Source organism: Hyphomonadaceae bacterium BL14 (assembly GCA_027627705.1).
GTDB lineage: Bacteria > Pseudomonadota > Alphaproteobacteria > Caulobacterales > Maricaulaceae > Oceanicaulis.
On the sequence record CP091242.1, the window covers coordinates 1,890,058 to 1,916,348 of the forward strand.

The 26,291-nt window shown below is 67.4% G+C and carries 26 protein-coding genes and 1 tRNA gene; 13 read left to right on the top strand and 14 right to left on the bottom strand.

What is annotated here, in order from left to right; translation table 11 throughout:
- Positions 1-22 precede the first annotated feature (22 nt).
- The 5 genes from trmD to L2D00_09145 all read left to right on the top strand — a co-directional run bounded on the left by trmD (position 23) and on the right by L2D00_09145 (position 4,391).
- Positions 23-721, top strand: coding sequence for a tRNA (guanosine(37)-N1)-methyltransferase TrmD (gene trmD, locus L2D00_09125; protein WBQ12006.1), 699 nt, complete (start codon positions 23-25; stop codon positions 719-721).
- 2 nt (positions 722-723) lie between these two features.
- Positions 724-1,155, top strand: a complete 432-nt coding sequence (rplS, locus tag L2D00_09130) for a 50S ribosomal protein L19 (protein ID WBQ12007.1) — start codon at positions 724-726, stop codon at positions 1,153-1,155.
- Positions 1,156-1,249: 94 nt separating this feature from the next.
- On the top strand, positions 1,250-1,375 hold the full coding sequence (ykgO, locus tag L2D00_09135) for a type B 50S ribosomal protein L36 (GenBank protein ID WBQ12008.1): 126 nt from the start codon (positions 1,250-1,252) through the stop codon (positions 1,373-1,375).
- Between the two features lie 10 nt (positions 1,376-1,385).
- Positions 1,386-1,997: an HAD family phosphatase gene (locus L2D00_09140; GenBank protein ID WBQ12009.1), complete on the top strand. Its 612-nt coding sequence runs from the start codon at positions 1,386-1,388 to the stop codon at positions 1,995-1,997.
- An 81-nt stretch (positions 1,998-2,078) separates the two neighbouring features.
- Positions 2,079-4,391: a penicillin acylase family protein gene (locus L2D00_09145; protein WBQ12010.1), complete on the top strand. Its 2,313-nt coding sequence runs from the start codon at positions 2,079-2,081 to the stop codon at positions 4,389-4,391.
- On the opposite strand, the gene L2D00_09150 is transcribed toward L2D00_09145, so the two are convergent.
- Positions 4,388-4,981: a thiamine phosphate synthase gene (locus tag L2D00_09150; GenBank protein WBQ12011.1), complete on the bottom strand. Its 594-nt coding sequence runs from the start codon at positions 4,979-4,981 to the stop codon at positions 4,388-4,390. The genes L2D00_09145 and L2D00_09150 overlap by 4 nt on opposite strands.
- A 5-nt stretch (positions 4,982-4,986) precedes the next feature.
- Between L2D00_09150 and L2D00_09155 the strand changes: the two genes are divergently transcribed.
- Positions 4,987-5,670, top strand: coding sequence for a YggS family pyridoxal phosphate-dependent enzyme (locus tag L2D00_09155; protein WBQ12012.1), 684 nt, complete (start codon positions 4,987-4,989; stop codon positions 5,668-5,670).
- 6 nt (positions 5,671-5,676) lie between these two features.
- Here the strand turns inward: L2D00_09155 and flaF are convergent, their stop codons facing one another.
- Complete coding sequence (flaF, locus tag L2D00_09160; GenBank protein WBQ12013.1) at positions 5,677-6,045, bottom strand: flagellar biosynthesis regulator FlaF; 369 nt, start codon at positions 6,043-6,045, stop codon at positions 5,677-5,679.
- 9 nt (positions 6,046-6,054) lie between these two features.
- A complete protein-coding gene (gene flbT, locus L2D00_09165; GenBank protein ID WBQ12014.1) occupies positions 6,055-6,453 on the bottom strand; it encodes a flagellar biosynthesis repressor FlbT in 399 nt (132 codons plus the stop codon).
- Between the two features lie 185 nt (positions 6,454-6,638).
- Between flbT and L2D00_09170 the strand changes: the two genes are divergently transcribed.
- On the top strand, positions 6,639-8,435 hold the full coding sequence (locus tag L2D00_09170; protein WBQ12015.1) for a tetratricopeptide repeat protein: 1,797 nt from the start codon (positions 6,639-6,641) through the stop codon (positions 8,433-8,435).
- Here the strand turns inward: L2D00_09170 and rmuC are convergent.
- From rmuC to L2D00_09205, 7 genes are all read right to left on the bottom strand, one after another.
- Positions 8,432-9,775 carry a DNA recombination protein RmuC gene (rmuC, locus tag L2D00_09175; protein WBQ12016.1) on the bottom strand — a complete coding sequence of 448 codons (1,344 nt, stop codon included), beginning with the start codon at positions 9,773-9,775 and terminating at the stop codon, positions 8,432-8,434. The two genes, L2D00_09170 and rmuC, sit on opposite strands and share 4 nt — an antisense overlap.
- Positions 9,776-9,839: 64 nt before the next feature.
- A complete protein-coding gene (pgeF, locus tag L2D00_09180; protein WBQ12017.1) occupies positions 9,840-10,634 on the bottom strand; it encodes a peptidoglycan editing factor PgeF in 795 nt (264 codons plus the stop codon).
- Positions 10,635-10,638: 4 nt separating this feature from the next.
- Entirely contained in the window at positions 10,639-12,090 is a 1,452-nt protein-coding gene (locus tag L2D00_09185) for a YdiU family protein (protein ID WBQ12018.1), read from the bottom strand.
- A 58-nt stretch (positions 12,091-12,148) separates the two neighbouring features.
- Positions 12,149-13,069, bottom strand: coding sequence for an alpha/beta hydrolase (locus L2D00_09190; GenBank protein WBQ12019.1), 921 nt, complete (start codon positions 13,067-13,069; stop codon positions 12,149-12,151).
- Positions 13,070-13,173: 104 nt separating this feature from the next.
- Positions 13,174-13,407 carry a hypothetical protein gene (locus L2D00_09195; GenBank protein ID WBQ12020.1) on the bottom strand — a complete coding sequence of 78 codons (234 nt, stop codon included), beginning with the start codon at positions 13,405-13,407 and terminating at the stop codon, positions 13,174-13,176.
- 160 nt (positions 13,408-13,567) lie between these two features.
- Positions 13,568-14,125 carry a DUF924 domain-containing protein gene (locus tag L2D00_09200; protein WBQ12021.1) on the bottom strand — a complete coding sequence of 186 codons (558 nt, stop codon included), beginning with the start codon at positions 14,123-14,125 and terminating at the stop codon, positions 13,568-13,570.
- The gene (locus tag L2D00_09205) at positions 14,122-15,936 is read right to left on the bottom strand and encodes a long-chain-acyl-CoA synthetase (GenBank protein WBQ12022.1); all 1,815 of its coding nucleotides are present in this window, start codon (positions 15,934-15,936) and stop codon (positions 14,122-14,124) included. The genes L2D00_09200 and L2D00_09205 overlap by 4 nt, the downstream gene beginning before the upstream one ends.
- Before the next feature lie 235 nt (positions 15,937-16,171).
- Between L2D00_09205 and L2D00_09210 the strand changes: the two genes are divergently transcribed.
- The 3 genes from L2D00_09210 (at position 16,172) to cydC (ending at position 20,420) form a co-directional block, all read left to right on the top strand.
- Positions 16,172-16,828 carry a helix-turn-helix domain-containing protein gene (locus L2D00_09210; GenBank protein WBQ12023.1) on the top strand — a complete coding sequence of 219 codons (657 nt, stop codon included), beginning with the start codon at positions 16,172-16,174 and terminating at the stop codon, positions 16,826-16,828.
- Between the two features lie 158 nt (positions 16,829-16,986).
- On the top strand, positions 16,987-18,693 hold the full coding sequence (gene cydD, locus L2D00_09215; protein WBQ12024.1) for a thiol reductant ABC exporter subunit CydD: 1,707 nt from the start codon (positions 16,987-16,989) through the stop codon (positions 18,691-18,693).
- The gene (gene cydC / locus L2D00_09220; protein ID WBQ12025.1) at positions 18,690-20,420 is read left to right on the top strand and encodes a thiol reductant ABC exporter subunit CydC; all 1,731 of its coding nucleotides are present in this window, start codon (positions 18,690-18,692) and stop codon (positions 20,418-20,420) included. The genes cydD and cydC overlap by 4 nt, the downstream gene beginning before the upstream one ends.
- Before the next feature lie 3 nt (positions 20,421-20,423).
- On the opposite strand, the gene L2D00_09225 is transcribed toward cydC, so the two are convergent.
- Both L2D00_09225 and L2D00_09230 read right to left on the bottom strand, forming a co-directional pair.
- Complete coding sequence (locus L2D00_09225) at positions 20,424-20,645, bottom strand: hypothetical protein (GenBank protein WBQ12026.1); 222 nt, start codon at positions 20,643-20,645, stop codon at positions 20,424-20,426.
- A gap of 93 nt (positions 20,646-20,738) precedes the next feature.
- A tRNA-Leu gene (locus L2D00_09230) sits at positions 20,739-20,825 on the bottom strand.
- A 140-nt stretch (positions 20,826-20,965) separates the two neighbouring features.
- Between L2D00_09230 and L2D00_09235 the strand changes: the two genes are divergently transcribed.
- Positions 20,966-22,309, top strand: coding sequence for an exopolysaccharide biosynthesis protein (locus L2D00_09235; protein ID WBQ12027.1), 1,344 nt, complete (start codon positions 20,966-20,968; stop codon positions 22,307-22,309).
- Positions 22,306-22,905 carry a demethoxyubiquinone hydroxylase family protein gene (locus L2D00_09240; protein WBQ12028.1) on the top strand — a complete coding sequence of 200 codons (600 nt, stop codon included), beginning with the start codon at positions 22,306-22,308 and terminating at the stop codon, positions 22,903-22,905. The genes L2D00_09235 and L2D00_09240 overlap by 4 nt, the downstream gene beginning before the upstream one ends.
- Before the next feature lie 3 nt (positions 22,906-22,908).
- On the opposite strand, the gene glpK is transcribed toward L2D00_09240, so the two are convergent.
- Positions 22,909-24,390 carry a glycerol kinase GlpK gene (gene glpK / locus L2D00_09245; protein WBQ12029.1) on the bottom strand — a complete coding sequence of 494 codons (1,482 nt, stop codon included), beginning with the start codon at positions 24,388-24,390 and terminating at the stop codon, positions 22,909-22,911.
- A gap of 75 nt (positions 24,391-24,465) precedes the next feature.
- On the opposite strand from glpK, the gene L2D00_09250 reads away from it, so the two are divergent.
- A complete protein-coding gene (locus tag L2D00_09250; GenBank protein ID WBQ12030.1) occupies positions 24,466-25,401 on the top strand; it encodes an alpha/beta hydrolase in 936 nt (311 codons plus the stop codon).
- A gap of 5 nt (positions 25,402-25,406) precedes the next feature.
- Here the strand turns inward: L2D00_09250 and thiD are convergent, their stop codons facing one another.
- Positions 25,407-26,270 (bottom strand): bifunctional hydroxymethylpyrimidine kinase/phosphomethylpyrimidine kinase, encoded by an 864-nt coding sequence (thiD, locus tag L2D00_09255; protein WBQ12031.1) that lies wholly within the window; start codon positions 26,268-26,270, stop codon positions 25,407-25,409.
- Positions 26,271-26,291: the final 21 nt, after the last annotated feature.

Consider the following 26,291-nt stretch of genomic DNA (forward strand, 5'->3'; position numbering starts at 1 on the left):
GCTGGCCCATACACCGCGCGCCATGAGCTTCACCGCCACAGTCCTGACCCTGTATCCGGAGGCCTTTCCGGGCCCTCTGGGCGTGTCACTGCTCGACACCGCCCGGCGCAACGGACTCTGGGCGCTAGAGACGGTGGACATCCGGTCTTTTTCCCGTCATAAGCACGCCTCCGTTGACGACACGCCAGCTGGCGGCGGCCCAGGCATGGTGCTGCGCCCCGACGTGGCGGCAGCGGCTATCGACAGTGTGTCCCCTGGGGACAGGCCGTTGATACACATGACACCGCGCGGCGCACCGCTCTCCCAGACCATGGTCCGGGACTGGGCGGCCGGGCCGGGCATTGTCGTGTTTTGTGGCCGCTTCGAAGGCCTCGACCAAAGGGTCGTCGAAGCGCGCGGCATGACGGAGGTAAGTGTCGGCGATGCCGTGCTTGCCGGGGGCGAAGCGCCCGCCATGGTCCTCATCGAGGCCTGCGTGCGGTTGATCCCTGGCGTGCTTGGCAAGATTGAGTCGACGGTAGACGAGAGTTTTGAAGGGGACCTGCTCGAATACCCCCATTACACCCGTCCGCGGGTCTGGGAAGAGCGGGATATCCCGGATGTATTGCTGTCAGGCGATCATGGCCGGATCGCCCGGTGGCGCAAGGAAATGGCCGAAGAGATAACGCGCGTGCGCCGACCCGATCTCTGGCAGAGATATCAGCGGCGCAAGGGAGAATGACCATGAACCTGATCCAGCAGCTTGAGCAGGAAGAAGCCGTCCGCGTCCTTGGCGAGAAAGTCATTCCCGACTTCTCCGCCGGCGACACGCTGTCGGTCAATGTCTGGATCCGCGAAGGCGAGCGCCAGCGCGTGCAGCGTTTTGAAGGCGTATGCATCGGGCGCGCCGGCGGCGGCCTGAACGAGAACTTCACTGTGCGCAAGATTTCCTTCGGCGAAGGCGTCGAGCGCGTGTGGCCGGTCCACTCTCCGCTGATCGAGTCCATCGAGGTCAAGCGCAAGGGTAAAGTGCGCCGCGCCAAGCTGTACTATCTGCGCGACCGCCGCGGCAAATCGGCCCGCATCGTCGAGCGCACCACGGGCCGCGGCATTGAAGCGCGTCCGGCCAAGGGCACCGCCAAAAAAGCCAAAGTCCAGGTCCCTGGCGAGGAATAGCGCCTCCGCGCGTTGACTCGATGCGGGGCTTGCCGTAGCAACCGCGCTCACATTTTTTCACCGGCGCCTGGCGCTGGCAAAGCGAGACGAGACGATGAAAATCCGCAGCTCCCTCCGCTCCCTGAAGGGCCGCCACCGCGACTGTCAGATCGTGCGCCGCCGCGGCAAGGTCTATGTGATCAACAAGACCGATCCGCGCTTCAAAGCGCGCGCAGGCTAAGCCACGCGCCGTGCCCGGCGCGCGCGCGGTCCTGTGGGATATCGGCAATGTCCTTGCCGACTGGAGCCCGCGCCGGCTCTATAGCAAACTTCTGACATCAGACGCCGCCGTGGATGAATTTCTCGGCGGCGTTTGTACGATGGCTTGGCACCAGGCCCATGACCGTGGCGTGCCGATGGCCGACAATCGCCGTGCGCTCATTGACGCCCATCCCGATAAAGCTGAACTGATCGAAGCGTGGGAGACGCGCTGGCCGGACATGTTCGACGGCTGGATCACCGGCATGGACGTGCTTGTGGCCGAACTGGAACGCGCCGGCATTCCGCAATACGCGCTGACGAATTATCCGGCCGAGAAAATCGCGCACCTTTACGAGACCTTCGCGCCCATCGCGCGCTTTCGCGATGTGATCGTGTCCGCCGATGAAGGCGTGGTGAAGCCCGATCCGGCGATCTACGCCATTACGCGCGGCCGTATCGGGCTGGACCCGGCCGAGGTGATCTTCCTCGACGACCGCCCGGAGAATGTGACCGCTGCGCGCGCCGCCGGCTTCCAGGCCGAGAGGTTCACGGGCGAACCCGCCGCCCGCGCCACCCTGCGCGCCTGCGGCCTGCCGGTCTGAGAATCCCCCTTCAAGCGCGCCCTGCGCCTGATACTGTGCCATCGCTGCGTCCGGTCACGGCCGCCGGGGGAGAATTTTCACATGACACGCTGGTTGATACGCGGGGCGATCGCGTTCGCAGGGCTCGCCATATTCGGTCTGGCGGGCCTCAGTGCCTTTGTGGTCGAGCGCTTTCATGCCTCCAAACCGGTGGAGACCGGGCAGCTCATGCTGGACGGTCTGTCCGGCCCGGCGCGCGTGGTGCGTGACAGCCATGGCGTCGCGCATATCTTCGCCGATGATGACCGCGATGTGTACTTCGCCCTGGGCTTCACCCATGCCTCCGAGCGCTTCTTTCAGATGGACCTGGCCCGCCGCTTCGTGCGCGGACGCCTGTCCGAGCTGTTCGGCCCGGACCTCCTCACCGCCGACGTGCGTACGCGCACGCTGGGCTATGAGCGCCTCACGCAGGACATCGCCCGGCGCGTCTCGCCCGAAACCCGCGCGGCCGTGGAGGCCTATACCGCCGGCGTGAATGCGCGCCTGGCGCAGGGCGCACCGGCACCGGAATACATCCTCCTGCGCGCCCGGCCCGAGCCGTGGGCGGTAGAGGATTCCGCCGCGATGGTCGCCTATCTCGCCCACGACCTGGCCAGTGGCGCGGAGCAGGACCTGGCGCGCGTGCGGCTGGAAAGCGTGCTCGACGCCCAGCGCCTGGGCGAGTTCATGGCACCCTACCCCGACTGGGCGCCGACGACGCTGCAGAACGAGGATATCCGCGCCGCCTTCGGATCTGTTCAGGTCCGCCCCCTCCCGGCCCCCGGCGCGGAGACCCAGCCGGACGCCATGCCCGGCTCCAACGCCTGGGTGGTGTCGGGCGCGCAGACACGGACAGGCCGCCCCCTGCTGGCCAATGACCCGCATCTGGGCCTGTCCGCGCCGTCGATCTGGTATCTGGTCCGCCTTGATCTCTCCGTCGGTCCCGTCATTGGTGCCAGCCTGCCCGGCGCGCCGTTTGTCGTGCTGGGCCGCAACGCCCATGGCGCGTGGGGCTTCACCAATACCGGGTTTGACGTCATCGATCTGGTGGCGCGCGAACGGGAGGTGCTGGACATCACCACCCGCACCGAAGCGATCACCGTCCGCGGACGGCGTGACCCGGTGGAAATCGTGGTGGAGAACACCGGCGAAGGGCCGATCCTGGATCCTGACTGGTTTGACCTGGCGGGCTTTCCCGCTGACGCCGCCATCGTGCGCCGGTCTACTGTCACCCATCCGGACAACCGCGTGGCCGACGGCGTGTTCGCCATCATGCGCTCCCAGGGCTGGGAGGATTTCGTCGAGGCCGGACGCGGCTGGACCGCCCCCATGCAGAACATGCTCTATGCCGGCATCGACGGAACAATCGGCTATACGACGGCGGGCCTGATGCCCTTGCGTGACGAGGCCGGCGACTGGACCGGCTTCATCGCGTTCGAGGATCTGCCCCGCATCGTCAACCCGCGCGGCGGGCGCATCGTGTCAGGCAATAACCGGGTCGTGTCCGACGCCTATCCTCACCCCCTGCCAGGCCTCTACGACCCCTACCGCGCTGCCCGGATCGACACCCGCCTGGACGAGGCCGAGCTGCATGATGTGGCGAGCTTCAAGGACATCCAGATGGACGTCACCTCCCATCAGGCACGCCGGCTCCTGCCCGCTCTGCTCAGCGCAACACCGGAAAGCCAGCTGGGCGTGCAGGCCCTGGCCCGGCTGGAGCGCTGGGACGGATCGCTGACGGCGGACGGGCCTGAAGGCCTGATCTTCTCGGCCTGGATGCGGGTTCTGTCGGCCGCTGTGTGGATGGACGAGTTGGGCCCCGCCGCGCCCTGGTTCAACCAGCCGCGCCGGGTGTTTCTCGACAACGTCCTGACCGGCGAGGCACAGCACTGGTGCAATGACACACGCACCAGCCAGGACGAGGCCTGCGCTGTGACTGCAGGTCTGGCGCTGGACGCCGCCATGGCAGAGACCGCCAACGCCTATGGCCGCAATATCGACGCCTGGCGCTGGGGCGAGGCCCATCAGGCCCGCTTCGCCCACCCGCTGGCCGATATTCCTTTTGTCGGTGCCATGTTCGAGGTGCGCCAGCCCGTGCCCGGCGACGGCTCCACCATCAATGTGAACCATTTCAGCTATGCGTCGGGCGCGTACGACTCGGTTCATGCCGCAAGCCTGCGCGCGGTCTATGACCTGTCTGATCTCAACCGCTCGCGCTTCATGCATGCGCCGGGACAGTCAGGGCATCCACTCTCGCCGCACTATCGCGATCTGTCAGCGCGCTGGGCGGCGGGCGACAGCTTCGAGATTCGCGATGACTGGACGCCGGACGCGCTGCCCGACGGGGCGCGTATCCTGACGCTGGTGCCGCGCTAGTCTGCCAGGCCTGCCACTGCGGCGGCACCGGATACGCCCAGCCCGTTCAGCCGCGGCAGGGTCGAACCGGTGACCCCGCCCAGCGCATAGACCGGCACGCGGGCCCGGCGCGCTGCGGCGGCAATGCGGAACACGCCCAAGGGCGGTCCGGCGCTGGGACTGGCCGAAGCGAACGCCGTGGAGACCAGCACCGCATCCACCAGCCCTGCCGCGCGGCGAATCGTGCCGGGGCTATGGGCGCTGGCGGTCATCACGGGAAAGCGCGCCCGCGCTGCCTGCGCCAGCATGCGCCCGGGCCAGTGCACGCCATCCGCGCCGCAGCGCGCCGCCAGCGCGGGGTCCGCCGCGACCAGAAACACCAGATCGCGCGCCCGGGCGATGCCGGCGAGATCACCGGCCAACGCCTCCAGAGCTGGTCGTCCGAAGGTGCGCAAAATCAGCCCGGTTCCAGGTGGCAGGGCGCGCGCCAGCGCCAACGGATCGGGCGTCCGGTCCGGGTCGGTGAGGGCAAACAGCGCCGGCAAGTGCCCGCGCGGGCCGTCCAGCCTCATCGCAAGCCTTGCCAGCCGGTCCGCTGCATCATACGCCATGGGCCATGTCCGATCTGACCGCTTCCATCGCGCAAACGCGCACTGACATCCTTGAGCGGATCGCCGCCGCCGCCAAGACGGGCGGGCGCCCGCCGGGAGCCGTGACGCTGGTGGCCGTGTCCAAACAACAGCCCGATGACCGCATCGACGCCATGCTCGCCACTGGCCAGCGTGTGTTCGGCGAAAACCGGGTGCAGGAAGCTGAAACGCGCTGGGCCCATCGCCGTGATCGCCTGACGGACCTGGAGCTGCGCCTGATCGGGCCGCTGCAGACCAACAAGGCAGACGCCGCCTGCGCCCTGTTTGACGTGATTGAGACACTGGACCGGGAGCGCCTGGCCGCGGCGCTGGCGAAAGCCTTCACCAGAACCGGACGCCGCCCGCGCCTGTATGTGCAGGTCAATACGGGCCGCGAAGCGCAGAAATCCGGCGTCGATCCGGCGCAGGCCGCAAGCTTCGTGGCGCGCTGCCGCTCGGAGCATGGTCTGGAGATTGAAGGCCTGATGTGCATCCCGCCCGAGGCTGAACCGGCAAGCCTGCATTTCGCCTTGCTGAGCAAGCTGGCCGCTGAATGCGGTGTGGAAAGACTGTCCATGGGCATGAGCGCGGACTATCCGCTGGCGATCCGGCTGGGTGCCACGTCAGTGCGCATCGGTTCAGCGCTGTTCGGCGCGCGCCCTGCGGCCTGAAAGATCTCAGCTCGCAACCGCTTCGCCAGCCGGGGCCAGGCCCTGCATGATCGTGCGGTTGATGTCGATCAGAGTGTCGAGATCGGTGTCGCCGCGCATGGCCGCGCTGGTTTCTTTCGAGACGAAGATCGACAGCGAGATGATGCCGGCGCGCAGGGATTCCGGCAGGGAATTGCCCGGGCTGGCGCAGTCAGCGGCGAAGGCCGACCAGACCCGGCGGTTGCGGTCGAGCGCCTTGGCCTTCTTGCGGATGTCCGACGGACCGGCGTCCCGCACCGACATCAGCTCGCGCGTGACAAACCCCATAAGCCGGTATTCGGTGGTGCGCGCGTCTTCTGTGCGGGCGCTGGCGGTCTGGTAGGCCTGGTATGACATGGAACAGCTCTAGCGCCCGCTCGAACCGAGGCGCTCGGCCTCATAGGTGATCAGTTTGCGGCAGCGCAGCAGCGCCTTGTAATACTCGCCGCTCATCACATCACGGCTGACCTCGACACATTGCTGCAGGATGTCCGGATTGGTCACCGCACCCATGAACTCGGTCATGCGCACAACGAACGCGTCATACAGCCCGTCCGCGCTGGACGAGGACAGGTACATCATCATCACCGGGAAATAGATGCGCTTGGCCGGGGTGTCGGCGTCCTGCTCCTGCATGATGTCTTTTTCACGCAGGACGCTCGCCTTGTTCTGAAGCATCAGCGTGGCGCGCCGGTCGCCATTCTCCACAACCGCGCCGTTGAGGACGAATCGCTCACCGGGTTTCAGCGACAGCTTGAGCGGCATGGACAGGCTCCCCGTGACTGATGGCGCACAGCCCAGATGTGCGCGTCACGCACACAGTGTCGGGCCAAGGTGAAAAAAGCGTTGCCCTTGCGTGCGAAAGCTGTGCCGGCATGTTGCGCCTCGTTAGCGGAACCTTAAGCGAAGCGCGCCTGTCTCGGTACGGTAACGCCCGCAAGGAGCCAGACATGCATCCCGTTCTCGATCTTGACGCCGAACTGGCTGCCGGCCGCGAAGAAGGCCTGCGCGAGGTGGAGGCCGAGGCGGCGGGCCCCGCGTCCGCCCCCGCCCTGGATCTCGCCGCCATCGCCTTGCGCAAGATCAATCCCAAGACGCTGGCGCTGCTGCGCCGGGCGATCCGGGAGATGGATACCGGCCCCGCCGGTGCCGCGAAGGCCGCACGACTGTGTCTGGACGCGCTGACGCTCAACCCCGACCTGCCCATCGCCAATCAGGCCATGGCGCTGGCGCTGGAGCGGCTGGGGCGCCTCTCCAAGGCGCTGGAATTCTATGAGCGCGCCTGGCGGCTGGAGCCGAACAATCCGGACATTTACTCCAACCTCGCCATGGCGGCGTGGAAGCTCAACATGCTCGACGGGGCAGAGAAGTTTCTGCGCCTGCAGCTGCAACTCAAGCCCAATTGCACCAGCGGCGTGATCAATCTGGCCGGGGTGCTGCGCGACAAGGGCCGCTACGAGGATTCAGTCGAGCTTTTGCGGGCCGCAATCTATGCCGCGCCGGAAACCACCGAACTTTGGAATGCGCTGGGCACCACGCTGATGGATGGCGGCCAGCCTGACCAGTCGCTGACCTTCTTCACCGAAGCGCTGCGCCTGAAACCCGGATACGCGCGCGCCCATCACAACATGGCCTATGCGCTGGAGCTTAACGGCGACGCCCACGCCGCCGTGCCCCATTTCGAGGCCGCACTGGACAACCCCGCCACCGAGCAGGACCGTGTGGTCTCAAGCCATGGCTATTCTCATACCCTTCTGGCCGCCGGCCAGATTGCCAAGGGCTGGGAATGGTATGAGTGGCGGCGCAACATGCACTACCGCCACGCCACCAATTTCCTGATCCCCGGACATTCATGGAACGGGACGGACAAGGGCGAGCTGGCGGGCAAGACGCTGGTCGTGCTGGGCGAGCAGGGGCTGGGCGACGAGGTGCTGTTTGCCAATATCCTGCCCGACGTGATCGAGGCGCTTGGCCCCGATGGCGCGCTGCGCATCGCCTGCGAAAAGCGCCTCATCCCGCTGTTCCAGCGCTCTTTCCCCAGCGCCCGGATCGCACGCCACTACACCATCGAGCGCGAAGGCCGCCAGCATCGCAGCGCGCCGGATCTGGTGCGCGAGGGCGATCATGACCATTGGGCTCCCATTGGCAGCCTGATGCGCGCCTTCCGCCCGGATGTTCAGAGCTTCCCGGACCGCGCCGCCTTCCTCACCGCCGACGAGGCGCGGGTGGAAGCGTTCCGCCAGCAGCTTGCCGCCATGGGTCCGGGCCTGAAAATCGGTCTGCTCTGGAAATCGCTGAAGATGGACGCCACGCGGTCCAAGCACTTCGCCGCCTTCGATCTGTGGGCGCCGGTCCTGAAGACCTCCGGGGTCACCTTCGTGAATCTGCAGTACGGCGAAACCGCAGACGAGATTGCGGCGGCGGAGAAGCGCTTCGGCGTGCGCATCCACACCCCTGAGGGCCTCGACCTCAAGAATGATCTCGACGGGGTGGCGGCCATCGGCAAGGCGTGTGATCTGGTGCTCGGGCCGATGAATGCCAGCACCAATCTGGCGGCGGCCGTAGGCGGGAATGTCTGGTTCATCCGCCCGACCCTGGTGGCCTGGGCCATGCTGGGGCAGCGCGAGATACCCTGGTACCCTCGGACCCGCACCTTCGCGGGCCAATTCTACCGCGACTGGACCGGGGCCATGACCGCCGTCACCGAAGCACTACAGGACTACGCTGCGAAACGCGCCGCGGCCTAGGCACTGCGTCCGTCCTCCAGCGCAGGCGGCGCACCGCCCTCCTCCGCCTCATCCTCACCGGCGGCGTCCAGCCAGCTGTCGCCCAGGCGTTTTTTGGTGCTGGCACCCAGCTTCCTGAGCGTCTCGGCCTGCGACACCAGATTGCCGCGCCCGTCCACCAGCTTCTTGCGCGCCTCCTCCCAGCTGCCACGCGCGCGGCTGATCTGGTCGCCCACCTTGTCAAGATCGGTAAGAAAGCCTTCGAACTTGTCGTAGAGCAGGCCGGCGCGCTGGGCGATGTCGCGGGCATTCTGATTTTGGCGGTCGATGGTCCACAGATTGTGGACCGTGCGCATGGCCATCATCAGCGTGGTAGGCGTGGCGATCATGACATCGCGCTCCCAGGCGAAGGCAGCCAGTTCGGGATCATTCTGCAAGGCCAGCGAGGCGGCACCCTCGAGCGGGATGAACATGAGGGTGAAACTGACGCCTTCGTAGAGCTGGGCATAATCCTTGTCCCCCAGCGAGCGGATATGGGCGCGCACCGATGCCAGATGGGCTTTCAGCGCCGCGCCGCGATCCTCGTCCGTCTCGGCGTTCACACAGCGCTCGAACGCCGTCAGGCTGACCTTGGAATCGATCACCAGGCGTTGATTGTTCGGCATGGCGACCACCACGTCCGGGCGCAGGCGCGCGCCGTCCGGGCCGGTCTCGCTGGTCTGGGTCTGGAACTCCGAACCCTCGCGCAGGCCGGCTTTTTCCAGAATGCTCGACAAGACCATCTCGCCCCAGTCGCCCTGGACTTTCGACTGTGAGCGCAGGGCGTTGGCCAGATTCTTGGCCTCGCTGGACATGGTGCGCGCATCCGCGTGCAGGGTCTGCACCAGCTGATGCAGGGCGGAACTCTGGCTCACGCGCTTTTCGGAATCCTCCACGACCTGTTTACGGAACCCGTCGAGCTGTTCGCGCAAGGGCTTGAGCATTTCGGTGAGGGTTGTCGTGCTGCGCGTGTGCAGCTCCTCCCCGCTGGCTTTGAGCACCTTGGCCGCCGTTGCTTCGAAGGCTTCTGACAAGGACTGGCGCGCTCTTTCCAGCTCGGCGAGCTTTTCGGCGTGATGGGCGCGCGCCGCCGTCATCTCCGCCTCCATCCGGGCAATCCGCTCGCGGGCTTCGGCAAGCTCGCTGCCACGCGCCTCGGCATCTGAGCGCCAGTCATCCCGTTCGGCGCGCACCTCGTCAAAGCGCGCCAGATCGACGCCCGCAGGCACTTGCGGCTTGCGCACCGCCAGCACGATCAGCACCGCCAGGATTGCCGCGACCCCGCCAAGATAGATCCAGGATTCCATAGCCAGTTGCATCATGAACGCTGCCTCCTGTCCCGCTTATCGCGGCGGCACCGGATTCGCACAAGGGTGCAAGGCGCGATCAGCTGGGGGTAAGCGCGATGATCCCGCACTGGCCGCCGAAGGCTCCCGCATGGCCGTCACGCGCGGCGCGGCGGCAGGAAAAAAAGCGCGCCTCATCCGCAAAGGTGCACAGGGGCAGGCGCGCAATCGCGTCCGTGCGCACGCCCGCAGCGGTCAGCTGCCGCGCGCAGGCTTCAGCCACATCCAGTCCCGCGCCGCCCTCTGCATCGCGTGGACCCGCCAGCGCCGCGTCCAGCGCGCCGAACTCGGCCTCAAACTGCGCAAGCACTTCAGGACCTACCCGGTAATGGGGCCGCGACACGGCCGGCCCAATGGCAGCGCGCACCGCGCCGGCTTGAGTACCGTACGCCGCGCGCATCGCCGACAGTGCCGCGGGGATGACGCGCGCAATGACGCCACGCCAGCCGGCATGGATCGCGGCAATCGCCCGGTGTTCGGGGTCATGCAGCAGAACCGGCGTGCAGTCGGCCGTCTGGGCGCACAGGGCCAGACCGGGCCGGTCGGTGATCAGGGCGTCGCCCTCGCCCGCCGACCAGGTGCCCTCCGGCTTGCGGTCCACGCGATGGACCACCGCACCGTGCACCTGATTGAGGAAGACCATCTCCACGCCGCCCAGCGCGCGCGCCACGCGGGCGCGGTTCTCTTCCACGCGTGCCTTGTCGTCGCCCCGCGACCACGACAGGTTCAAGCTTGCATAGGGTCCTTCGCTGACCCCGCCGGTCCGGGTGGTGAAGGCGTGGATGATCCCTGGCCTGGCGAAACCCGGTGCGGCCAGCAATTGCAGTGGGTCCATCACATCAGTCCTGCAGGAATCCGGGCTTCAACAATCCAGACGCTTCTCGTCCCAGATCATAGCCTGCACGAGCCTGCGCGATCGCGTCCAGCATGGCCTCGAACGCGCTCCAGTCATCCTTTCCGGCTATCGGCGCCCACACGTCCTCCACCGCCTCGATCACCAGATGCACCGGCTCGGTCCGCGCGAAATAGGGATGCGCCAGGCGCTCGGGCCGTACTGGTTGCCGGGCGGCCAAGCCGTCGCGGACAGCTGCAAACGCGTCGGTGTTGTAAACCTCGGCCCGCGGGCTCGCCATGGCACGCGCCGGATCACCGCAGAACCAGTCGAAGAAGACCGCCTCGAAGGGCAGACGGGTGATCTTCATGGCATCGAGGAAGGCTGTGACAAACGCGCCGTCGGCCTCTTCGTCGAGCGGCTCCAGGCCCAGCCGGTGCAGGAAGGCCATGCGTACGGCGCGCTTGTAGTGATCCGGGAAACCCGACAGCGCCTCGATCAGCGCCTCGCGCTCCGCGATCAGGCTGAGCGCGCCGCCCAGCTGCTGCAGGGCCCAAAATACAGATTCCGGTTGCCGGCCATAGGCATAGAGCCCTGAATGATCGAAATAGGCGGCGGTGAAGCCCGGTTCAAAATACGGCAGGAAACGCCAGGGGCCATAGTCAAAGCTCTCGCCCGTCACCACGAGATTGTCCGTGTTCAGAACACCATGAACAAAGCCCGCCGCCATCCACTGCGCCGCCAGCTGCGCCGACCGGCGGCAGGCCGCGTCCAGCAGGCCAACGCCCAGGCCGTCCGGATGTGCGGCCGCCTCGGGCACAAGGCTCTCCACCGCATAGGCCGCCAGCTCGCCCACCAGATCGGGGCGGTCGAAATAGGCATGGCGCTGGAAGGCGCCGAACCGCACATGGGAATGGGACAGGCGCGTCAGCACGGCCGAGCGCGTCGGCGAGGGTTCATCCCCGCGATGCAGGGCCTCTCCGGTCTCGAACACGCAGAACGCCTTGCTGGTATACACGCCCAGCGCCTCCAGCATGTCAGCTGCGAGCACCTCGCGCACCGCGCCTTTCAGGGTCAGCCGTCCGTCACCGCTACGTGAATGAGGCGTCTGGCCCGATCCCTTGGTGGCGAAATCGAGAAGCCGGTCCTGACTGTCGCGCGCCTGCGCAAACAGGAAGCCCCGCCCGTCGCCGATCTGGGGGTTATAGGTGCGAAATTGATGGCCGTGATAGCGGAGCGCCAGCGGTGCAGACTGGTTGTCCGGCAGCGGTTCAAAGCGATGGAAATGACGCTGGCGCGTCTTGGCGTCCAGCCCGTCCAGCCCCATCTCGCGGGCCCAGCGTTGGTTCCAGTAGCGCGGTGCCGCCTTGGGAAAATCGGCAGGCGCAACCACGTCGGAAAAATCCGGCCCAAGAGCGGCGAAGCAAGGGTCAGGCCGATAGGCCGCAGGCAGGGTCATGACCGTTCAGCTAACGTCCACTCGCCCGAGATGCAAGCAGGGCAGGCCGGATGCACGCTCACGCATACGCCTTCGCCAGCGCCTTGGCGGCATGCTCGATCGCCGGAATACAGGCCGGTGCCAGGCGCGACATGTTCAGAAATCCGTGCGGCGAGGCGTTCCAGAGCTTGAACGTCACAGGTACGCCACTGGCCGCCAGCCGCTCGGAATAGGCGCGGTCCTCATCCATTAGCGGATCAAACTCGGCGGCCAGAATATAGGTCGGTGCCACGCCCGACAGATCGTTCTCGAACAAAGGCGACGCGCGCAGGTCCGCAGCATCAGCGCCGGCGAGATAGACTTTCACAATATCTTCCAGCAGGCGCACCGACAGGATCGGTCCTTCCTGCCAGCGCGGCCGGGCTTTCTTCACCTCGGCCAGTTGCAGAAGCGGATAGATCAGCAGCTGAAACGCCAGGCGGCCGCGCGCGTATTGCGCCAGCCCTGCTGCCAGATTGCCGCCGGCGGAGTCGCCGCCGACCGACAGCCTGCCGGCATCAAATCCGTAGTCTGACAACGCCCCTTCGAGGGCGGCGTCCAGCACCGCGCGCGCATCGTCCACGGCTGCCGGGAAGGGGTGCTCGGGTGCCAGCCGGTAAGCGACCGAGCAGACCGGCACCCCGGACACCGCCGCCAGCCGCTGACACAGGGCATTATGGCTGTCCAGCCCGCCGACCATGAAGCCGCCGCCGTGAAAGAACACAAGGCCCGCGCCCTCAACAGCCCGGTATGGCCGGTAGATTCGCGCACCCAGATCTCCCTGTGCGCCGGGCAGGGTGATGTCGTCACAATGCTCCACCGGGGGCGGCGGCACGTCGAGCAGATCGCGTGCGCCCGCCAGCGCGTCGCGCATGGCCTGGGTGGTGCGCTGGGTGCTGAACAGTTCCGCGATCCCGGACTGCTCCATCCACTTCTCAACGGTGTTCTGATCTCGGCTCATCTGGGCTGCAGGCTCCGGGCGGGAGACGGGTCTTGTGCAATTGCAATATCACACCGGACCATGACCGGAATACGATCATGGATCACCTCTTCATCCCTCCAAACTCAGTGCAGGCGCACCGGCTGGCTGCGCAGGATCCGGCCCGACAGCGCATCCTCGATTTCCGAGCGCAAGGCACGCCATGCATCAGCGCATTCCGCCTCGCCCTGATTGTCCATTTCCCACACCGCCTGATCGGCGTAGCCCAGCGCCTGGGCGCCGTGGCGCTCCACCAGGGTGAAGGCGATCATCCGGATATCCTGGGGCGTGATGCGGGATGGGCGGGCGGCGGCGGGCATGGATGAGCTCTCCAGTCATGAAACCTGCCGACCGAAGTGCAAGCCGCCTGCCAGAGTGAGCGCATTTGATTTCAATGCTTTAGCTGAGATGTCAGCCAGCTGCGCCGAGTCATCCCTGCCGGGAGGCGTGTTTTGCCGGGCACCGGATTGGCCGCGCGTGCTAGCCCGGCCTGTATCCACCCGATTTGAGCCAGGTGGCTTCTTCAGGCGTGTCGGTACGCCCCAGTACCGCGTTACGATAGGGGAAGCGGCCAAACGTCGCGATGATGTCGCGGTGAGCCACAGCATGGCGCAGCGTATCGTTTCCGGAGGGCAAACGCTCGGCGCACAGGTGCACGCACAGATCCTGATCGTCCAGCGATTCCGAATGCATGAAGGGCATATAGGTGAAGACGCGGCGGTCGGCGGCCAGCACCATGTCATGACCGGCGTCCAGCATGATCCGCGCCGCCTCGAGGCCCAGCGCATCCAGCGAGAAGGCGGCGTTGGAGCCGCGCCAGATATTGCGGGGAAACTGGTCGAGCACGAGGACCAGCGCCAGCGCGCTGTCGGCCTGCGCCATCCAGGGATGGCCGTCCACCGTGCGCACGGTGCGATAATCGTGGGCGAGCCTGCCAAAGCGACGGCGCACATCAGCGTCAAACGCCGGCCCGCCGCCGAACCAGCGCTTCGGCCCGGCCTCGTCGAACCAGAATGTGAGGATCGCCCCGGGCGTCACACCCGCCGCTCCCCGCTTTCGATCTGCCGGCGGATGTCAGGTGTCAGGGGCACGTAGCGCCCGGCCTCGGCATCATCGAAAAAGACCGGATCGGTGATGGCCTGCGGATCCCAGCCTTCTTTCACCAGATCGGTCTTTTTCAGCTTGAACGTACCGGTGGTGTGCATTTCCGGTGTTTCCTTGTGCAGCCGGATGAAAAGCGGGCGGGCATAGGCGGCCAGCTCGCGGTGCACGTGGGCATGCAGGGCGTCCAGATCGAAACCGTCGGCTACGATCAGTGCGGCCATGCCGGCGCGTCCGGGATAGCCCTCCACCTCCACGCCATAGACATTGGCCTGCACCACATTCGGGTGCACACCCAGCACTTCGGCCACCTCGTTGGTGGACACGTTTTCGGCGCGCCAGCGGAACGTGTCACCGATCCGGTCGATGAAATAGTAATAGCCTTGCTTGTCTGCCTTCATCAGATCCCCGGTGCGGAAATACCGGTCGCCCTCGGCGAACACGCCGGTGAGTACTTTCTTCTTCGTCGCCTCATCATCCTCGTAGCCATCAAACCGGTAGCGCGCATCATCATGGCGAATCTCGCCAATGGCCTCGCCCACCTCGCCGGGCTGACAGGGGATGCAGCGCCCGGCAGCACTGCGAACCGGCTCTTCCTTCTCCACGTCAAAGCGCACCAGCTGGATGTTGAATCGCTTCTTCAGAAGCGGCGGCACCCGGCCGATGGCACCGGGCTTTGAATCCAGATTGAGCAGGCCGACATTGCCTTCGGTGGCACCGTAGAACTCAAGAATACGCGGAATACCCGAACGCTCTACAAAGCGCGGCCAGACATCGGGGCGTAGCCCGTTGCCGATGGCCACGCGGATCTTGTGCTTCTTCTCCTCCGGTGACGGATCGGCGGCGACCAGAAACCGGCACAGCTCGCCGACATACATGAACATTGTGGCTTTGGTCTCGGCCGCATCGGCCCAGAACCGGCTGGCGGAAAACTTGCGCCGCACGATCACCGCGCCGCCAAACGACAGGCCCGCGCCGACCCCGCACAGCCCGCCCGTAGCGTGATACATGGGCAGAACCATCATCATCCGGTCGGTCTTCTTCGCCTTCGCCGCCACGCCGAACACCTGCAGATAGTAAAGCGCGCGGGTGTGGGCCACGATCGCCGCCTTGGGCAGGCCGGTGGTGCCCGAGGTGTACATTTTCAGGCACGCGTCCTTGGCGCGCAGATGCGCCCGTCGCGACCGGTCCGGACGGGCAGCGGACACCGCGACCAGCGCCGCATCAAAATCGGCCGAGCCGGCAATCTCGCCCTGCGCGCCGTCACTGACCCAGACCTTTGTCTTGCCGTCCAGCGCGTCGCGCGCCGTCAGATACTGGCCTGCCAGCGCGCCCTCGACGATCAGGTGGTCCGCGCCCGCGATGGTCACGCCATGAGCCAGCGCCTGGCCCTGCACCTGGTTATTGAGCAGGGCGGCGATGACACCCACCTTGGTCAACCCGTACCAGGCCGCCACATATTCCCACCGGTTGCCCATATACAGCGCCACCGTGCCGCCCGGCTCGACGCCCGTCTCCACAGCCCAGTTGGCCACCCGGTTCGCATAGGCGTCAAACTCGGCATAGGTGATCTGGCGATTGTCCTCATCCAGAAAGGCGGTCCGGCTGGCGTGGGCATCCACACTCGCCTCAAGAAGGTCGGGGGTCAGGGTTTCCGAATCCGGCGTGATGGAGCCCAGCGCGCCCAAGAGGCGGCGCAATTCGGTGATGTAGAACAATTCGCGGCGGATCGCCGTGATCAGACCCATGATTTATCCCTCCCGGAGCGCGGCGCGCTCTGCCGGCGCGTGCTTTGACGGGACAGTACGGCGAGGGTGGCGGGGGTCAAGAACGCCGCGGCACCCTGAGCGCAGCGTGCGCGCACAGCATTTTATTGAACATGGTCAGTGAGCCTGTGCATAATTTATACATGGCAAACCCATTCCTGCTAGGGTTATGCCGTAGTCTTTTATGGCTCATCTCTAAAAAGGGCTTTCAGGATCAATGGACTGGGGCAATGAATTGCGGGCCTTCCGCGCGCGCAACAATCTCAAGCAAGCGGCCGCCGCCGACCTTCTCGGGGTGAGCCAGGCCTATATCTCGCGCCTGGAGGGCGGCGTGCAGCGCCCGTCAAACGCGGTCGAAGCGCGCCTGCGCGCCATTCTGACAGCACCCGAACACCGCCCCGTCTTCGATTCCTTCAAAGCCGTCGTCGAGTATTCCCCGCACGTGATGTATCTGCTCAGCCTGCGCGACGGCGCCCTTTGGGTGGAAGCGGCCAGCGATGCGGCGCTCGCACTCAGCGGCGCGCTGGCACCGGGTGCCCCGGCACTGGAAGTTGGCGCTGCCCTGGATCCGGGTGGTACCCCCGAGGTGTGCGCCGGCGTCAACACGCTGATAGAAAGAGGCGGTTTTGAAGGCCGCCTGACGCTGATGGATGTGGTTTGGTCCGCGCATGCCCGCGCCACAGCCGAACCGCTGCATTTCCGTAGCACACTGGTCCCGGTCCGCGACGAGCTCGGGCGCTGGTTCATCCACGGCACGACACAGCCGGTGACCGGCGAGGAGCTGAAGCGTCTGACCAAGCTCTGGAAGGGTCCCGTCGGTGTTCAGCGCTTCGGCGAGGACCAGCGCCCGCGGGCGCCCGTCCTGGTGGACTGACCGGACCGTTTTCCTCCTCCTCGGCCGGTCGGCCGCGTGACATTTTCCCACGCCCTGCCTGCAAGGGCTTGGCACCCGGCGGTGCATTTCGTTTATACCGCCTCTTTCGTGATCGCCGCGCGCTCCCCGCCCGGCGCGCAATCGAGGCGCGAAGGCGCATGGCAGAGACGCTCACCGCTTCCCTCCCGTCCCCGGCTGACGCCGCTGCGAAAGCGCGGCGCGTCTACGCCGCACTGTTGTCCCGTTGGGGCCGCAGTTCGGCGGGCCTGTCCTGGCTGGGATCGGCGCTGGGACTGGCTCAAGCGCTGTTCTATGCGGGCTTTGCCTGGTGCGCCGCCGGCGCGGTCGCAGCCCTGATCGCCGGCGATTCGCCTTGGATCTGGGCGGGCTTGGCAGCAGGCTTTGCGGCCCTGCGCGCCGGCGTTCAGTGGGGCGAGGCGCGCGCCGGGTTCGAGGCGGGTGCCCGGGTACGCGCCCATGTGCGCCGCGCCGCCGCCGATGCGCTGGCTGCACGCGGTCCGGGCTTCACCGAACGTCACGATAGCGGGACCTTGTCCGCCGCCCTGATCGAGGGGGTGGAGAAACTCGACGGCTATTTCTCACGCTTCCTGCCGGTGTCGCGACTGGCCGCGCCGGTGCCGCTGATGCTGGCGGGTCTGGCGCTATGGGCAAGCCCGGCAGCGGGGTTGATCTATCTGGCGAGCGCCCCGGTCCTGGTTCTGGCGCTGGCGCTGACCGGCATGGGCGCCGCCGCTGCGGCACGCGGTCAGATGGATACGCTGCGGCGCATGGCGGGGCGCTTCAATGACCGGCTCCAGGCGCTGGAAACCCTCAATGCGTTTGACGCCGCGGCGCGAGAACGTGCCGGTCTCGCCAGCGCCGCCGAGGCCTTCCGCCTGCGCACCATGGCGATCTTGCGCGCCGCCTTCCTGTCATCAGGCGCGCTGGAGCTGATCGCCGCCACCGCGACCGCCGGCGTGGCGATCCAGACTGCACTGGCGCTCAGCGGTGCCTGGCCGTTCGCAATCGGTGCCGGCGTCAGCGCGCAGGCCGGCCTGTTCGCACTGCTTTTGGCGCCCGAAGTCTACATGCCCTTCCGGCGCGTTGCCGCTGCCTATCATGACCGCGCGGACGCCGAAGCCGCCGCCGAGGCGCTGGCCCCTTTGTTTGAAGATGACGCGGGTGCCGGCACCGCGCGCCCTGCGCCCGTGATGACATCGGCCCCTCAGGTGCGCTTCATCAACGCCGCCTGCCGCTATCCCGGCGGACGCGAGGGCCTCGCCCCACTGAGCTTTACCGCCCCGGCTGGCGAGATCACCGCGCTCTGGGGCCCCTCGGGGGTAGGCAAATCCACGGCACTGAAGCTCCTGATGGGCTACGCCCCGCTCACGGGCGGCGAGATCCGTCTCGATGACCGCCCCCTGGCTGCGCCGCTGGCCGGGGCTGCGGGCTGGGTGGGGCAGCGCGCCCGCCTGTTCCATGGCAGTGTGCGGGAGAATATCGCCCTGTTTGATCCTGGCTTGCCCGAAGCCGCCATCCTCGCCGCCGCCGAAGCTGCCGGAGTGATGGAATTTGCGGCCAGCCTGCCCGACGGGCTCGACACGCGGCTGGGCGAACAGGGCGCGGGCGTATCTGGCGGTCAAGCCCAGCGCATCGCCTTGGCGCGCGCCCTGGCCGCAGACCGCAAGCTGATCCTGCTGGATGAGCCCACCGCCCATCTCGACGGCGAGAACGAGCAGCGCTTTGTGGAAGCACTTGCCAGCGCCGCGCGCGGACGCACGGTGATCATCGCCACCCACTCGCCCGCCGTGCGCGCGGCCTGCCGCCATGTGGTCAGCCTTCAAGTGCGGGCGCAGGCGGCATGAAGGACCTCATCTACTTTCTCGCCCTTGCCCGCGAGGACCGGTTCCGGCTCGCCCTGGGTGCCGTGTTCGCCATGCTGGCGGCGCTGGCCGGGCTCGCCCTGTTTTCGCTGGCCGGATGGGTGTCCTCTGCCGCGGCCGGCGGTGCCGGGCTGGCGTTTGGCGCCCTGATCGGCGGCGGAGGCTTGCGCGCGCTCGCCCTGATGCGCCCGGTGCTGCGCTATCTGGAGCGCTTGGCCAGCCATGACGGTGCCTTCCGCTCCATCGCCCGATTGCGCCTGTGGGTGTTCGACGCCGCCACGCCGCTGGCGCCGGGGCCGCTGACCGGCATGCGCAGCGGCGATCTCCTCGCGCGCGTCACCCGCGATGTGGACGCACTGGACGGCCTGTTCATGCGTCTGCTCACCCCTGTCGCCGCCGCACTGGCGGTCGTGGCCGGGGCATGCGTCCTGTTGGCGCTCACTGCGCCCTCTGCTTTGCCAGCGGTGCTGGGCGTCTATGCGTTTGCGGCAGTCTTGCTGCCCATCATCGCCGCGCGCAGCGGCGAGGCACCAGGGGCTGCAGTCATCAGCGCCAGCGCCGGGGCGCGCGCCGAAGCCGCCGATCTCGCCGCAGGCCTGGCGGACCTCAAGGCTGGCGGCGCAGAAACCCGGATCATCGACCGGCTGGAGGCCGCCAGCCGGGACTGGATCAATGCCCAGCGCGCTTTGGCCGCGCAGGGACGCTTTCATGGTGCGGTGCTGGGATTGGCTGCACCCATCGCCCTTGTCGCCGGCTTCGCCGCCGCCCACGCCGGCGGGGCCGATCCCGCCATCGCCGCGCTGGCCGGTTTTGCCGGATTTGCCCTGTTCGAAACCGCCGCGCCCATGGTGCAGGCGGGCGAACAGCTGGGCCAGACCCGTGCGGCGGCCCGGCGCATGCGCGCCCTTGCCGAAATGGCACCGGCCAGCACCCGCCCCTTGCATCCCGTCCCGGCACCCGCCGGGCATGATCTGTCATTCGAGGACGTGGGCTTTACCTATCCCGGCGCGGATCATCCGGCACTGGACGGGCTGGATCTGGCGCTGCCCGAAGGCGCACGGGTCGCCGTCGTGGGGTCGTCCGGCGCAGGCAAGTCCTCGCTGATCCGGCTGGCCCTGGGCTTCTACGCCCCCCAGGGCGGGACGGTGCGCCTCGGCGGCGCTTCTCTGGCCACGCTTGATCCCGGCGCGGCACGCGCGCGCCTCGCTCTGGCCGGTCAACGCGCCGAGCTGCTGTCCGGCACAGTGGCGGAAAACCTGCGCCTGGCCAGTCCCGATGCCGATGACGCCGCGCTGTGGGCGGCGCTGGCGCTGGCCAGCGCGGACGGTTTCGTGCGTGATCTGCCTGAGGGGCTGGAAACCTGGATCGGCGAACAGGGCGCTCTGGTCTCGGGCGGACAGGCACGCCGCCTGGTATTGGCGCGCGCATACTTGCGCGGCGCGCCGGTCCTGCTGCTGGATGAGCCGACCGAAGGTCTGGACGCCGCCAACGAGGCCGAGATCGCTGCGAGCCTGGGGCGCTGGCTGGATCAGGACGCGCGCCGCTCCGCCCTTATCGTCACGCACCGCCCGCGCCTGCTGGCGCTGGTGAACGAGGTGGCGGTTATGGATCAGGGCCGCGTCATCGAACGCGGCACGCCGGACGCGCTGGCGGCAGCCGGAGGCGCATTCACGCGCCTCTTCCCCGGCTGGGCCGGCACGTCAGGCTGAACTCTAGCTCCAGAAGCGCCACCAGGGTGTGTCTTCCACGGGCTGATGGATGCCCAGCCACGCGCGGCACTGCTCGATGGCAGGCGACACATGACCCCAGGCCGGGACCATATCAGTGATCCAGATATCGGCGGCCGGCCAGAACACCGATACCAGAAACGCCCCCGCCAGCACTGTGACGACAAGGGTCAGGATCGGGCGGAACAGATCAGCCACAAACTTCATCACGCGTCTCCTTCCAGCAGAGCGCTGAGAGGTGAGCATAGCCCGGCGCGGGCTGAACCGTGAGTGAATTTCAAGTATGGGCTTGAGAGATGATGGTACGGGCGGTCGGACTCGAACCGACAAGTGCTCTCGCACGGGGGATTTTGAGTCCCCTGCGTCTACCAGTTCCGCCACGCCCGCGCATGTCGACGCCTGAACCCATTCCATGCCTCAATCTGTGCGCGGTGTGAAGAGGCGCGGGCACCGCGCACACACTTGATTGTACCGGCCATTCAAGCCTATCGGTGAGACCCTGCCTCCGCGCCCGCCCAGGAATTGCCATGTCCGGCCCAGACGCTTCAACTGACGCCTCGCCCGGCAATGCCGCGCCGAGGCGTGGCCTGATCGCAGCGCTGGAGGTCATCGCGGCCGAAGCGCCGCCGGAGGGTTTGAGTCTGTCAGAGCTGGGCGCCCGCCTTTCCGAGCGCGCCTTCGGGGTGATGCTGTTTGTCCTGGCGATTCCGGTCTGCATTCCCTTCCTCTATGGCGTGCCACAGATTGTTGCCCTGCCCATGATGGCGCTGGCCCTGCAGATGGCAGCCGGGCGTGACCAGCCCTGGCTGCCCGCCCGGCTCGGCGCGCGGCGCCTGAGCCAGCCGGCGCTTCAGCGCGCGGCGCAAGGGGCCCGCAAATGGTTTGGCTGGATCGAGATGCTGGCCCGCCCGCGCCTGAGCGCGCTGACCGGACCCATCGGCGAGCGGGTCACCGGGGCCCTGTTTGTCCTGTTCTGCGCGTCCATCCTGGTGCCGCTGCCGGCCACCAACACCACGCCGGGCATCGCCATCGCCATCGCCGCCATTGGCCTGATCACCCGCGACGGGCTGGTTCTGCTGGCCGGGCTGTTGCTGGGACTGGGCTGGATCACCCTTCTGGCCGTCGGTTTTGCGCTGTTCGGGCTGGCATTTCTGGACCTGCTGGGCGACGCCTTGCGGGCTGCTGCGGGTTGGGGCGTGAACAATCCCCATGTCCTGGCTGCCGGAACCGGCGCGATGGTACTGGCCGGAATCGCGCTCTGGCGAATCCTGCGGCACCGCGCCCCCTCCACGGCGGGCGATGAACCCGCTAGGGTCGGAGCGATGGACACTCCGGCCCTTCCTGCCTTGCGCCTTGTTAACCAGGCCTTGCGTCCGGATGTCTGGCCGCTGCTGGGCGCGGCTGGGTCCGGCGCACTGCTGGCGGGCGCGTTTGCGTTCGAGATATTCGGCGGTCTGCCACCCTGTCCGCTGTGCATAGACCAGCGCTGGGCCCATGTCTGGCCGCTGATCGCCGGGATCGCCCTGTTCGCGCTCTACCGCTTCGGCCCGGCCCTGCCCGCCCTGCCGGTGCGCGCCGGATCGGTGCTGATGGCGGGGTTGTTCGCCTTTGCCGCGTGGCGCGCCGTGCGCCATGCCGGTCTGGAATATGGCCTTCTGGATACACGCTGCCCCGCCGCAGACATGACAGGGGTGACGCTGGAGGGTCTGATGGCCCAGATGGACGCGCCTCAGGTTCTGGTCGCCTGCGACGAGGTCTACTGGTCGCTCTTGGGGATTTCCATGGCCGGGTACAATGCGCTTTTCAGCGGCGCGCTGTGCGCTATCTCCCTCATTGTCCTGTTTCGCAAGCCCGCAAGGAGCGCATCATGAGCGCACCGTCTGAACACCGCGCCGGCAGCAACACCGCTCGCCGCACTGTCCGCCGTCCGGGGCCCGCCCGCGATCCGCGCGCCATCGCGGCGATGCTGCGCGTGGACCATGCCGGCGAATACGGCGCGGTGCGCATCTACAAAGGCCAGCGCGCGGTGTTCGGATCGAACCGCGCCACCTCGCGCATCGCCCGTCAGCTGCGCGAGATGGAGGCGGACGAGCAGCATCATCTCGATGCCTTTGACGGCGATATCCGCGCCGGGCGCGCGCGCCCGACCCTGCTGGCACCCGCCTGGAACGCCGCCGGGTTTGCCCTGGGTGCCGTCACCGCCCTGATGGGCGAACGCGCCGCCCACGCCTGTACCGAAGCGGTCGAGACGGTGATCGAAGAGCACTATAACGAGCAGATCGCGCAGCTCCACGCCATGGGCGAGACCGAGCTGGTCGAGCGCATGACGCGCTTCCGCGACGAGGAAGTCGCTCACAAGAATCTTGCCGTGGACGAAGGCGCGCGCGAGGCGCCGGGCTATGCCATCCTCTCCGCCCTCATCCAGGCCGGCTGCCACACCGCGATTGCCGTCAGCAAGCGGGTATAGCGCCTACCCCAGCGCCCGCTTTACCGCCATGTCCCAGCCCGCCAGCAGCCGCGCACGGGCGGCGGCGTCAAGTTCGGGGCGGAATGTGCGGTCGGCGCGCCAGAGCGCGCGCGCATCCTCGATTGAGGTGAACAGTCCCACGCCCAGGCCCGCCAGAAACGCCGCGCCCCAGGCGGTGGACTCGGTATTGACCGGGCGCACAGTCTCCACCGCGCATAAATCCGACAGGCGCTGCAGGAAGCCCGCGTCGCGCGCCATGCCTCCATCGACTTTCAAGGTGCTGACATTGACGCCGTCTGCCTCCATGGCCGCCAGCAGATCGCGGGTCTGGTAGGCGACGCTGTCGAGCGCCGCGCGCGCAATTTCCGCCTTGCCCGATCCGCGCGTCAGACCGGTGATGATGCCGCGCGCGTCCGGGTCCCAGTGCGGCGCGCCGAGGCCGGAGAACGCCGGCACGAGATACACCCCGCTGTCCGGATCGGCCCCGGCAGCCAGGCTGGCCGCTTCCGAGGCCCGCGCGATCAGGCCCAGCCCGTCACGCAGCCACTGGATGGTGGCACCCGCCGACAGCACCGAGCCCTCCAGCGCAAAGGATGACCGCCCGCCGAGGCGCCAGGCTGTGGTGGCCAGCAGGCGCGCGCGGGACCGCACCGGCGCGACGCCGGTATTGACCAGCATGAAAGCCCCCGTCCCGTAGGTGGACTTCATCTCGCCAGGCTTGAGGCAGGCCTGACCGATAGCGGCGGCCTGCTGGTCACCTGCAGCACCGCTGATCGGCACGGGTCTGGCGAAGATCACAGGATCGGTGTCTGCATAGAGGCCGGCGCAATCGGCGACTTCTGGCAGCACGGCGCGCGGAATGGCGAACAGGCGCAGCAGTTCATCATCCCAATCGCCTTGCGCCAGATTGTAGAGGCTGGTCCGGCTGGCATTGGTGGCGTCGCTGACATGGACCCGGCCGCCGGTGAGACGCCAGATCAGGAAGCTCTCCACCGTCCCGAACGCCAGCTCGCCCGCCTCCGCCCGCGCCCGCGCGCCGGGGACGGTGTCGAGAATCCACGCCAGCTTCGTGGCGGAGAAATACGGATCAAGCACCAGTCCGGCGCGTTCGGCCACCATCTCCTCGGCCCCGTCCGCGCGCAGCCGGGCGCAGGATTGCGCCGTGCGCCGGTCCTGCCAGACGATAGCGTTGTGAATGGGCCGTCCGCTGACCCGGTCCCAAACCAAAGTGGTCTCGCGCTGATTGGTCACGCCCAGAGCCGCGATCCGGTATCCCTGATCCTCTGCGGCGCTGAACGCCTTGCGCGCAGTGGACAGCACCGTGGCCCAGATCACTTCGGGATCATGCTCCACCCAGCCCGGCCGCGGATACCCTTGGGCGAACTCCTCCTGGGCTGTGGCGATCACGTGTCCGGTCAGGTCAAACGCCAGCGCCCGGCTGGAAGTCGTGCCCTGATCAATGGCGAGCAATGCGGTTTCAGCCATGACGTCCTCCCCCGGCGCGGTTATGCTGCACAGCGCAACGCTAACCGTTTGACGCGCGCAGGAGAACGCCTTTCCATGAGCTTCCAGGCTGAAACCCTCGAGAGCCCGACCGGCGCACATATCCGCCTGCGGGTGGCCCAGGCGCAGGGTGAGGCCCGCGGGATCATGCAGATCCATCACGGTCTGGCCGAGCATTCCGGGCGCTATCAGCGCTTCGCAGAATTCCTCAGCGCGCGCGGCTATCATGTGGGGGTGCAGGACCAGCGCGGCCACGGCGAGACCATCGCGCCCGACGCCCCGCGCGGCGTGTTCGCGGCGCGCGATGGCTGGAGCCGGGTGGTCGCGGACTCCCGTGCGGTGGAGGACCATCTGCGCGCCCGGTTCGAAGGCCTGCCCCTGATCGTGTTTGGACACTCCATGGGCGGGGTCACCGCCATGACCCACGCCATGGCACGCAAGGGCGCGGTCGACGGGCTGGCGGTCTGGAACAGCAATCTGGCCATGGGCTCGCGCGCAGATCTGATCCGCACGGTGCTGTCCCTTGAAGCCTTGTTCAAGAAAGCCACCGCGCCCTCAACCTGGATGGAGGCGCTGACCTTCAAGGCGTGGGGCCGCAAGATCAAAGGCGCGCGCACCGGGTATGACTGGCTGTCACGCCTGCCCGAAGAGGTGGACGCCTATATCGCCGACCCGCTGGCGGGCTGGCCGGCTTCCATCTCCATGTGGCGCAACCTGGTCGAAGGCACGCTGCGCGGCGAGGACGAGGCCGCGCTGCGCCTGATGCCGGCCGATCTGCCCATCCATCTCGCCGCTGGCGGCCAGGACCCGGTGGTGGACAATGGCGCGGCCATGAAAACGCTGGCGGCCCGTCTGCGCGCGGCGCGCTTCACCGATGTGACCATGCGCTTCGATCCGCAAGGGCGCCATGAGACCCTGCACGATCTGGGCTATGAGCAGGCCATGGCTGATTTTGCAGACTGGTCTGACCGGGTCTGCGGCCGGGCAGGCTGACCCGCCTACCCCTCGCGTACCGGCGCGCTGGCGAAGCTGCGTTGCACCGTCCAGCCGTGATGGACCGGGCCTGAGCCCTTGCCAAAGCCCGGCGCCTGGCGGATCGCCTCGTGCAGGTAATCCCCGGCCTGCTCCACCGCCCGGTCCAGCGCCAGGCCTTGGCCCATCAGTGCAGCAATAGCCGACGCGAGCGTGCAGCCCGTACCATGGGTGTGGCGGGTGCGCAGGCGCGGACGGGTGAACAGGCGCATGCCGTTGCGGGTGAGCAGAAGATCGATCACGTCGCCGCCCTCGAGATGCCCGCCCTTCACCAGCACCGCGCGCGCGCCCGCCTTGAGCAGCGCTTCAGCGGCGGCCCGCTGGCCGTCCAGGTCCTCGATGGTCAGGTCTGTCAGCGCCTCGGCTTCGGGGATGTTGGGTGTGATCAGCGCCGCGCGCGGGACCAGCACGGCCTTGACCGCCGCCAGGGCGCTGTCATCCACCAGACGGTCGCCCGATGCCGCAACCATCACCGGATCGACGATCAGCGGGATCGCCTGCGCCTTTGACGCATCCAGCGCCCTGGCCACCGTCTCGATCACGTCTGCGCTGGCCAGCATGCCGGTCTTGATCGCATCCGCGCCGATATCATCGAGCACCGCGCCGATCTGGCCGGTGATGATGTCGAGGGGGACGGGGTGCACCGCGCTGACACCCATCGTGTTCTGCACCGTCAATGCGGTGATGGCCGTGGCGGCATAGCCGCCCAGCGCCGTCACGGTCTTGATGTCTGCCTGGATGCCCGCCCCGCCCGACGAGTCCGATCCGGCGATCACCAGCACACGGCCCTTGCGCTCTTCAGGGCCGAAATCGTCTGTTGCGTCACTCATGGCTTGGCTTGGCCTCCGGAA

What these genes read in the sequence shown, in the direction of transcription:
- ykgO (WBQ12008.1), top strand. Translation starts at nt 1,250, where the DNA reads ATGAAAATCCGCAGCTCCCTCCGCTCCCTGAAGGGCCGCCACCGCGAC.
- cydC (WBQ12025.1), top strand. Translation starts at nt 18,690, where the DNA reads ATGAAGGACCTCATCTACTTTCTCGCCCTTGCCCGCGAGGACCGGTTC.
- L2D00_09150 (WBQ12011.1), bottom strand. Translation starts at nt 4,981, where the DNA reads ATGGCGTATGATGCAGCGGACCGGCTGGCAAGGCTTGCGATGAGGCTG.
- L2D00_09145 (WBQ12010.1), top strand. Translation starts at nt 2,079, where the DNA reads ATGACACGCTGGTTGATACGCGGGGCGATCGCGTTCGCAGGGCTCGCC.
- L2D00_09250 (WBQ12030.1), top strand. Translation starts at nt 24,466, where the DNA reads ATGAGCTTCCAGGCTGAAACCCTCGAGAGCCCGACCGGCGCACATATC.
- trmD (WBQ12006.1), top strand. Translation starts at nt 23, where the DNA reads ATGAGCTTCACCGCCACAGTCCTGACCCTGTATCCGGAGGCCTTTCCG.
- L2D00_09240 (WBQ12028.1), top strand. Translation starts at nt 22,306, where the DNA reads ATGAGCGCACCGTCTGAACACCGCGCCGGCAGCAACACCGCTCGCCGC.
- L2D00_09170 (WBQ12015.1), top strand. Translation starts at nt 6,639, where the DNA reads ATGCATCCCGTTCTCGATCTTGACGCCGAACTGGCTGCCGGCCGCGAA.
- pgeF (WBQ12017.1), bottom strand. Translation starts at nt 10,634, where the DNA reads ATGGACCCACTGCAATTGCTGGCCGCACCGGGTTTCGCCAGGCCAGGG.
- L2D00_09225 (WBQ12026.1), bottom strand. Translation starts at nt 20,645, where the DNA reads ATGAAGTTTGTGGCTGATCTGTTCCGCCCGATCCTGACCCTTGTCGTC.
- flbT (WBQ12014.1), bottom strand. Translation starts at nt 6,453, where the DNA reads ATGCCGCTCAAGCTGTCGCTGAAACCCGGTGAGCGATTCGTCCTCAAC.
- cydD (WBQ12024.1), top strand. Translation starts at nt 16,987, where the DNA reads ATGGCAGAGACGCTCACCGCTTCCCTCCCGTCCCCGGCTGACGCCGCT.
- L2D00_09210 (WBQ12023.1), top strand. Translation starts at nt 16,172, where the DNA reads ATGGACTGGGGCAATGAATTGCGGGCCTTCCGCGCGCGCAACAATCTC.
- glpK (WBQ12029.1), bottom strand. Translation starts at nt 24,390, where the DNA reads ATGGCTGAAACCGCATTGCTCGCCATTGATCAGGGCACGACTTCCAGC.
- flaF (WBQ12013.1), bottom strand. Translation starts at nt 6,045, where the DNA reads ATGTCATACCAGGCCTACCAGACCGCCAGCGCCCGCACAGAAGACGCG.
- L2D00_09190 (WBQ12019.1), bottom strand. Translation starts at nt 13,069, where the DNA reads ATGAGCCGAGATCAGAACACCGTTGAGAAGTGGATGGAGCAGTCCGGG.
- rplS (WBQ12007.1), top strand. Translation starts at nt 724, where the DNA reads ATGAACCTGATCCAGCAGCTTGAGCAGGAAGAAGCCGTCCGCGTCCTT.
- rmuC (WBQ12016.1), bottom strand. Translation starts at nt 9,775, where the DNA reads ATGATGCAACTGGCTATGGAATCCTGGATCTATCTTGGCGGGGTCGCG.
- thiD (WBQ12031.1), bottom strand. Translation starts at nt 26,270, where the DNA reads ATGAGTGACGCAACAGACGATTTCGGCCCTGAAGAGCGCAAGGGCCGT.
- L2D00_09205 (WBQ12022.1), bottom strand. Translation starts at nt 15,936, where the DNA reads ATGGGTCTGATCACGGCGATCCGCCGCGAATTGTTCTACATCACCGAA.
- L2D00_09235 (WBQ12027.1), top strand. Translation starts at nt 20,966, where the DNA reads ATGTCCGGCCCAGACGCTTCAACTGACGCCTCGCCCGGCAATGCCGCG.
- L2D00_09195 (WBQ12020.1), bottom strand. Translation starts at nt 13,407, where the DNA reads ATGCCCGCCGCCGCCCGCCCATCCCGCATCACGCCCCAGGATATCCGG.
- L2D00_09155 (WBQ12012.1), top strand. Translation starts at nt 4,987, where the DNA reads ATGTCCGATCTGACCGCTTCCATCGCGCAAACGCGCACTGACATCCTT.
- L2D00_09185 (WBQ12018.1), bottom strand. Translation starts at nt 12,090, where the DNA reads ATGACCCTGCCTGCGGCCTATCGGCCTGACCCTTGCTTCGCCGCTCTT.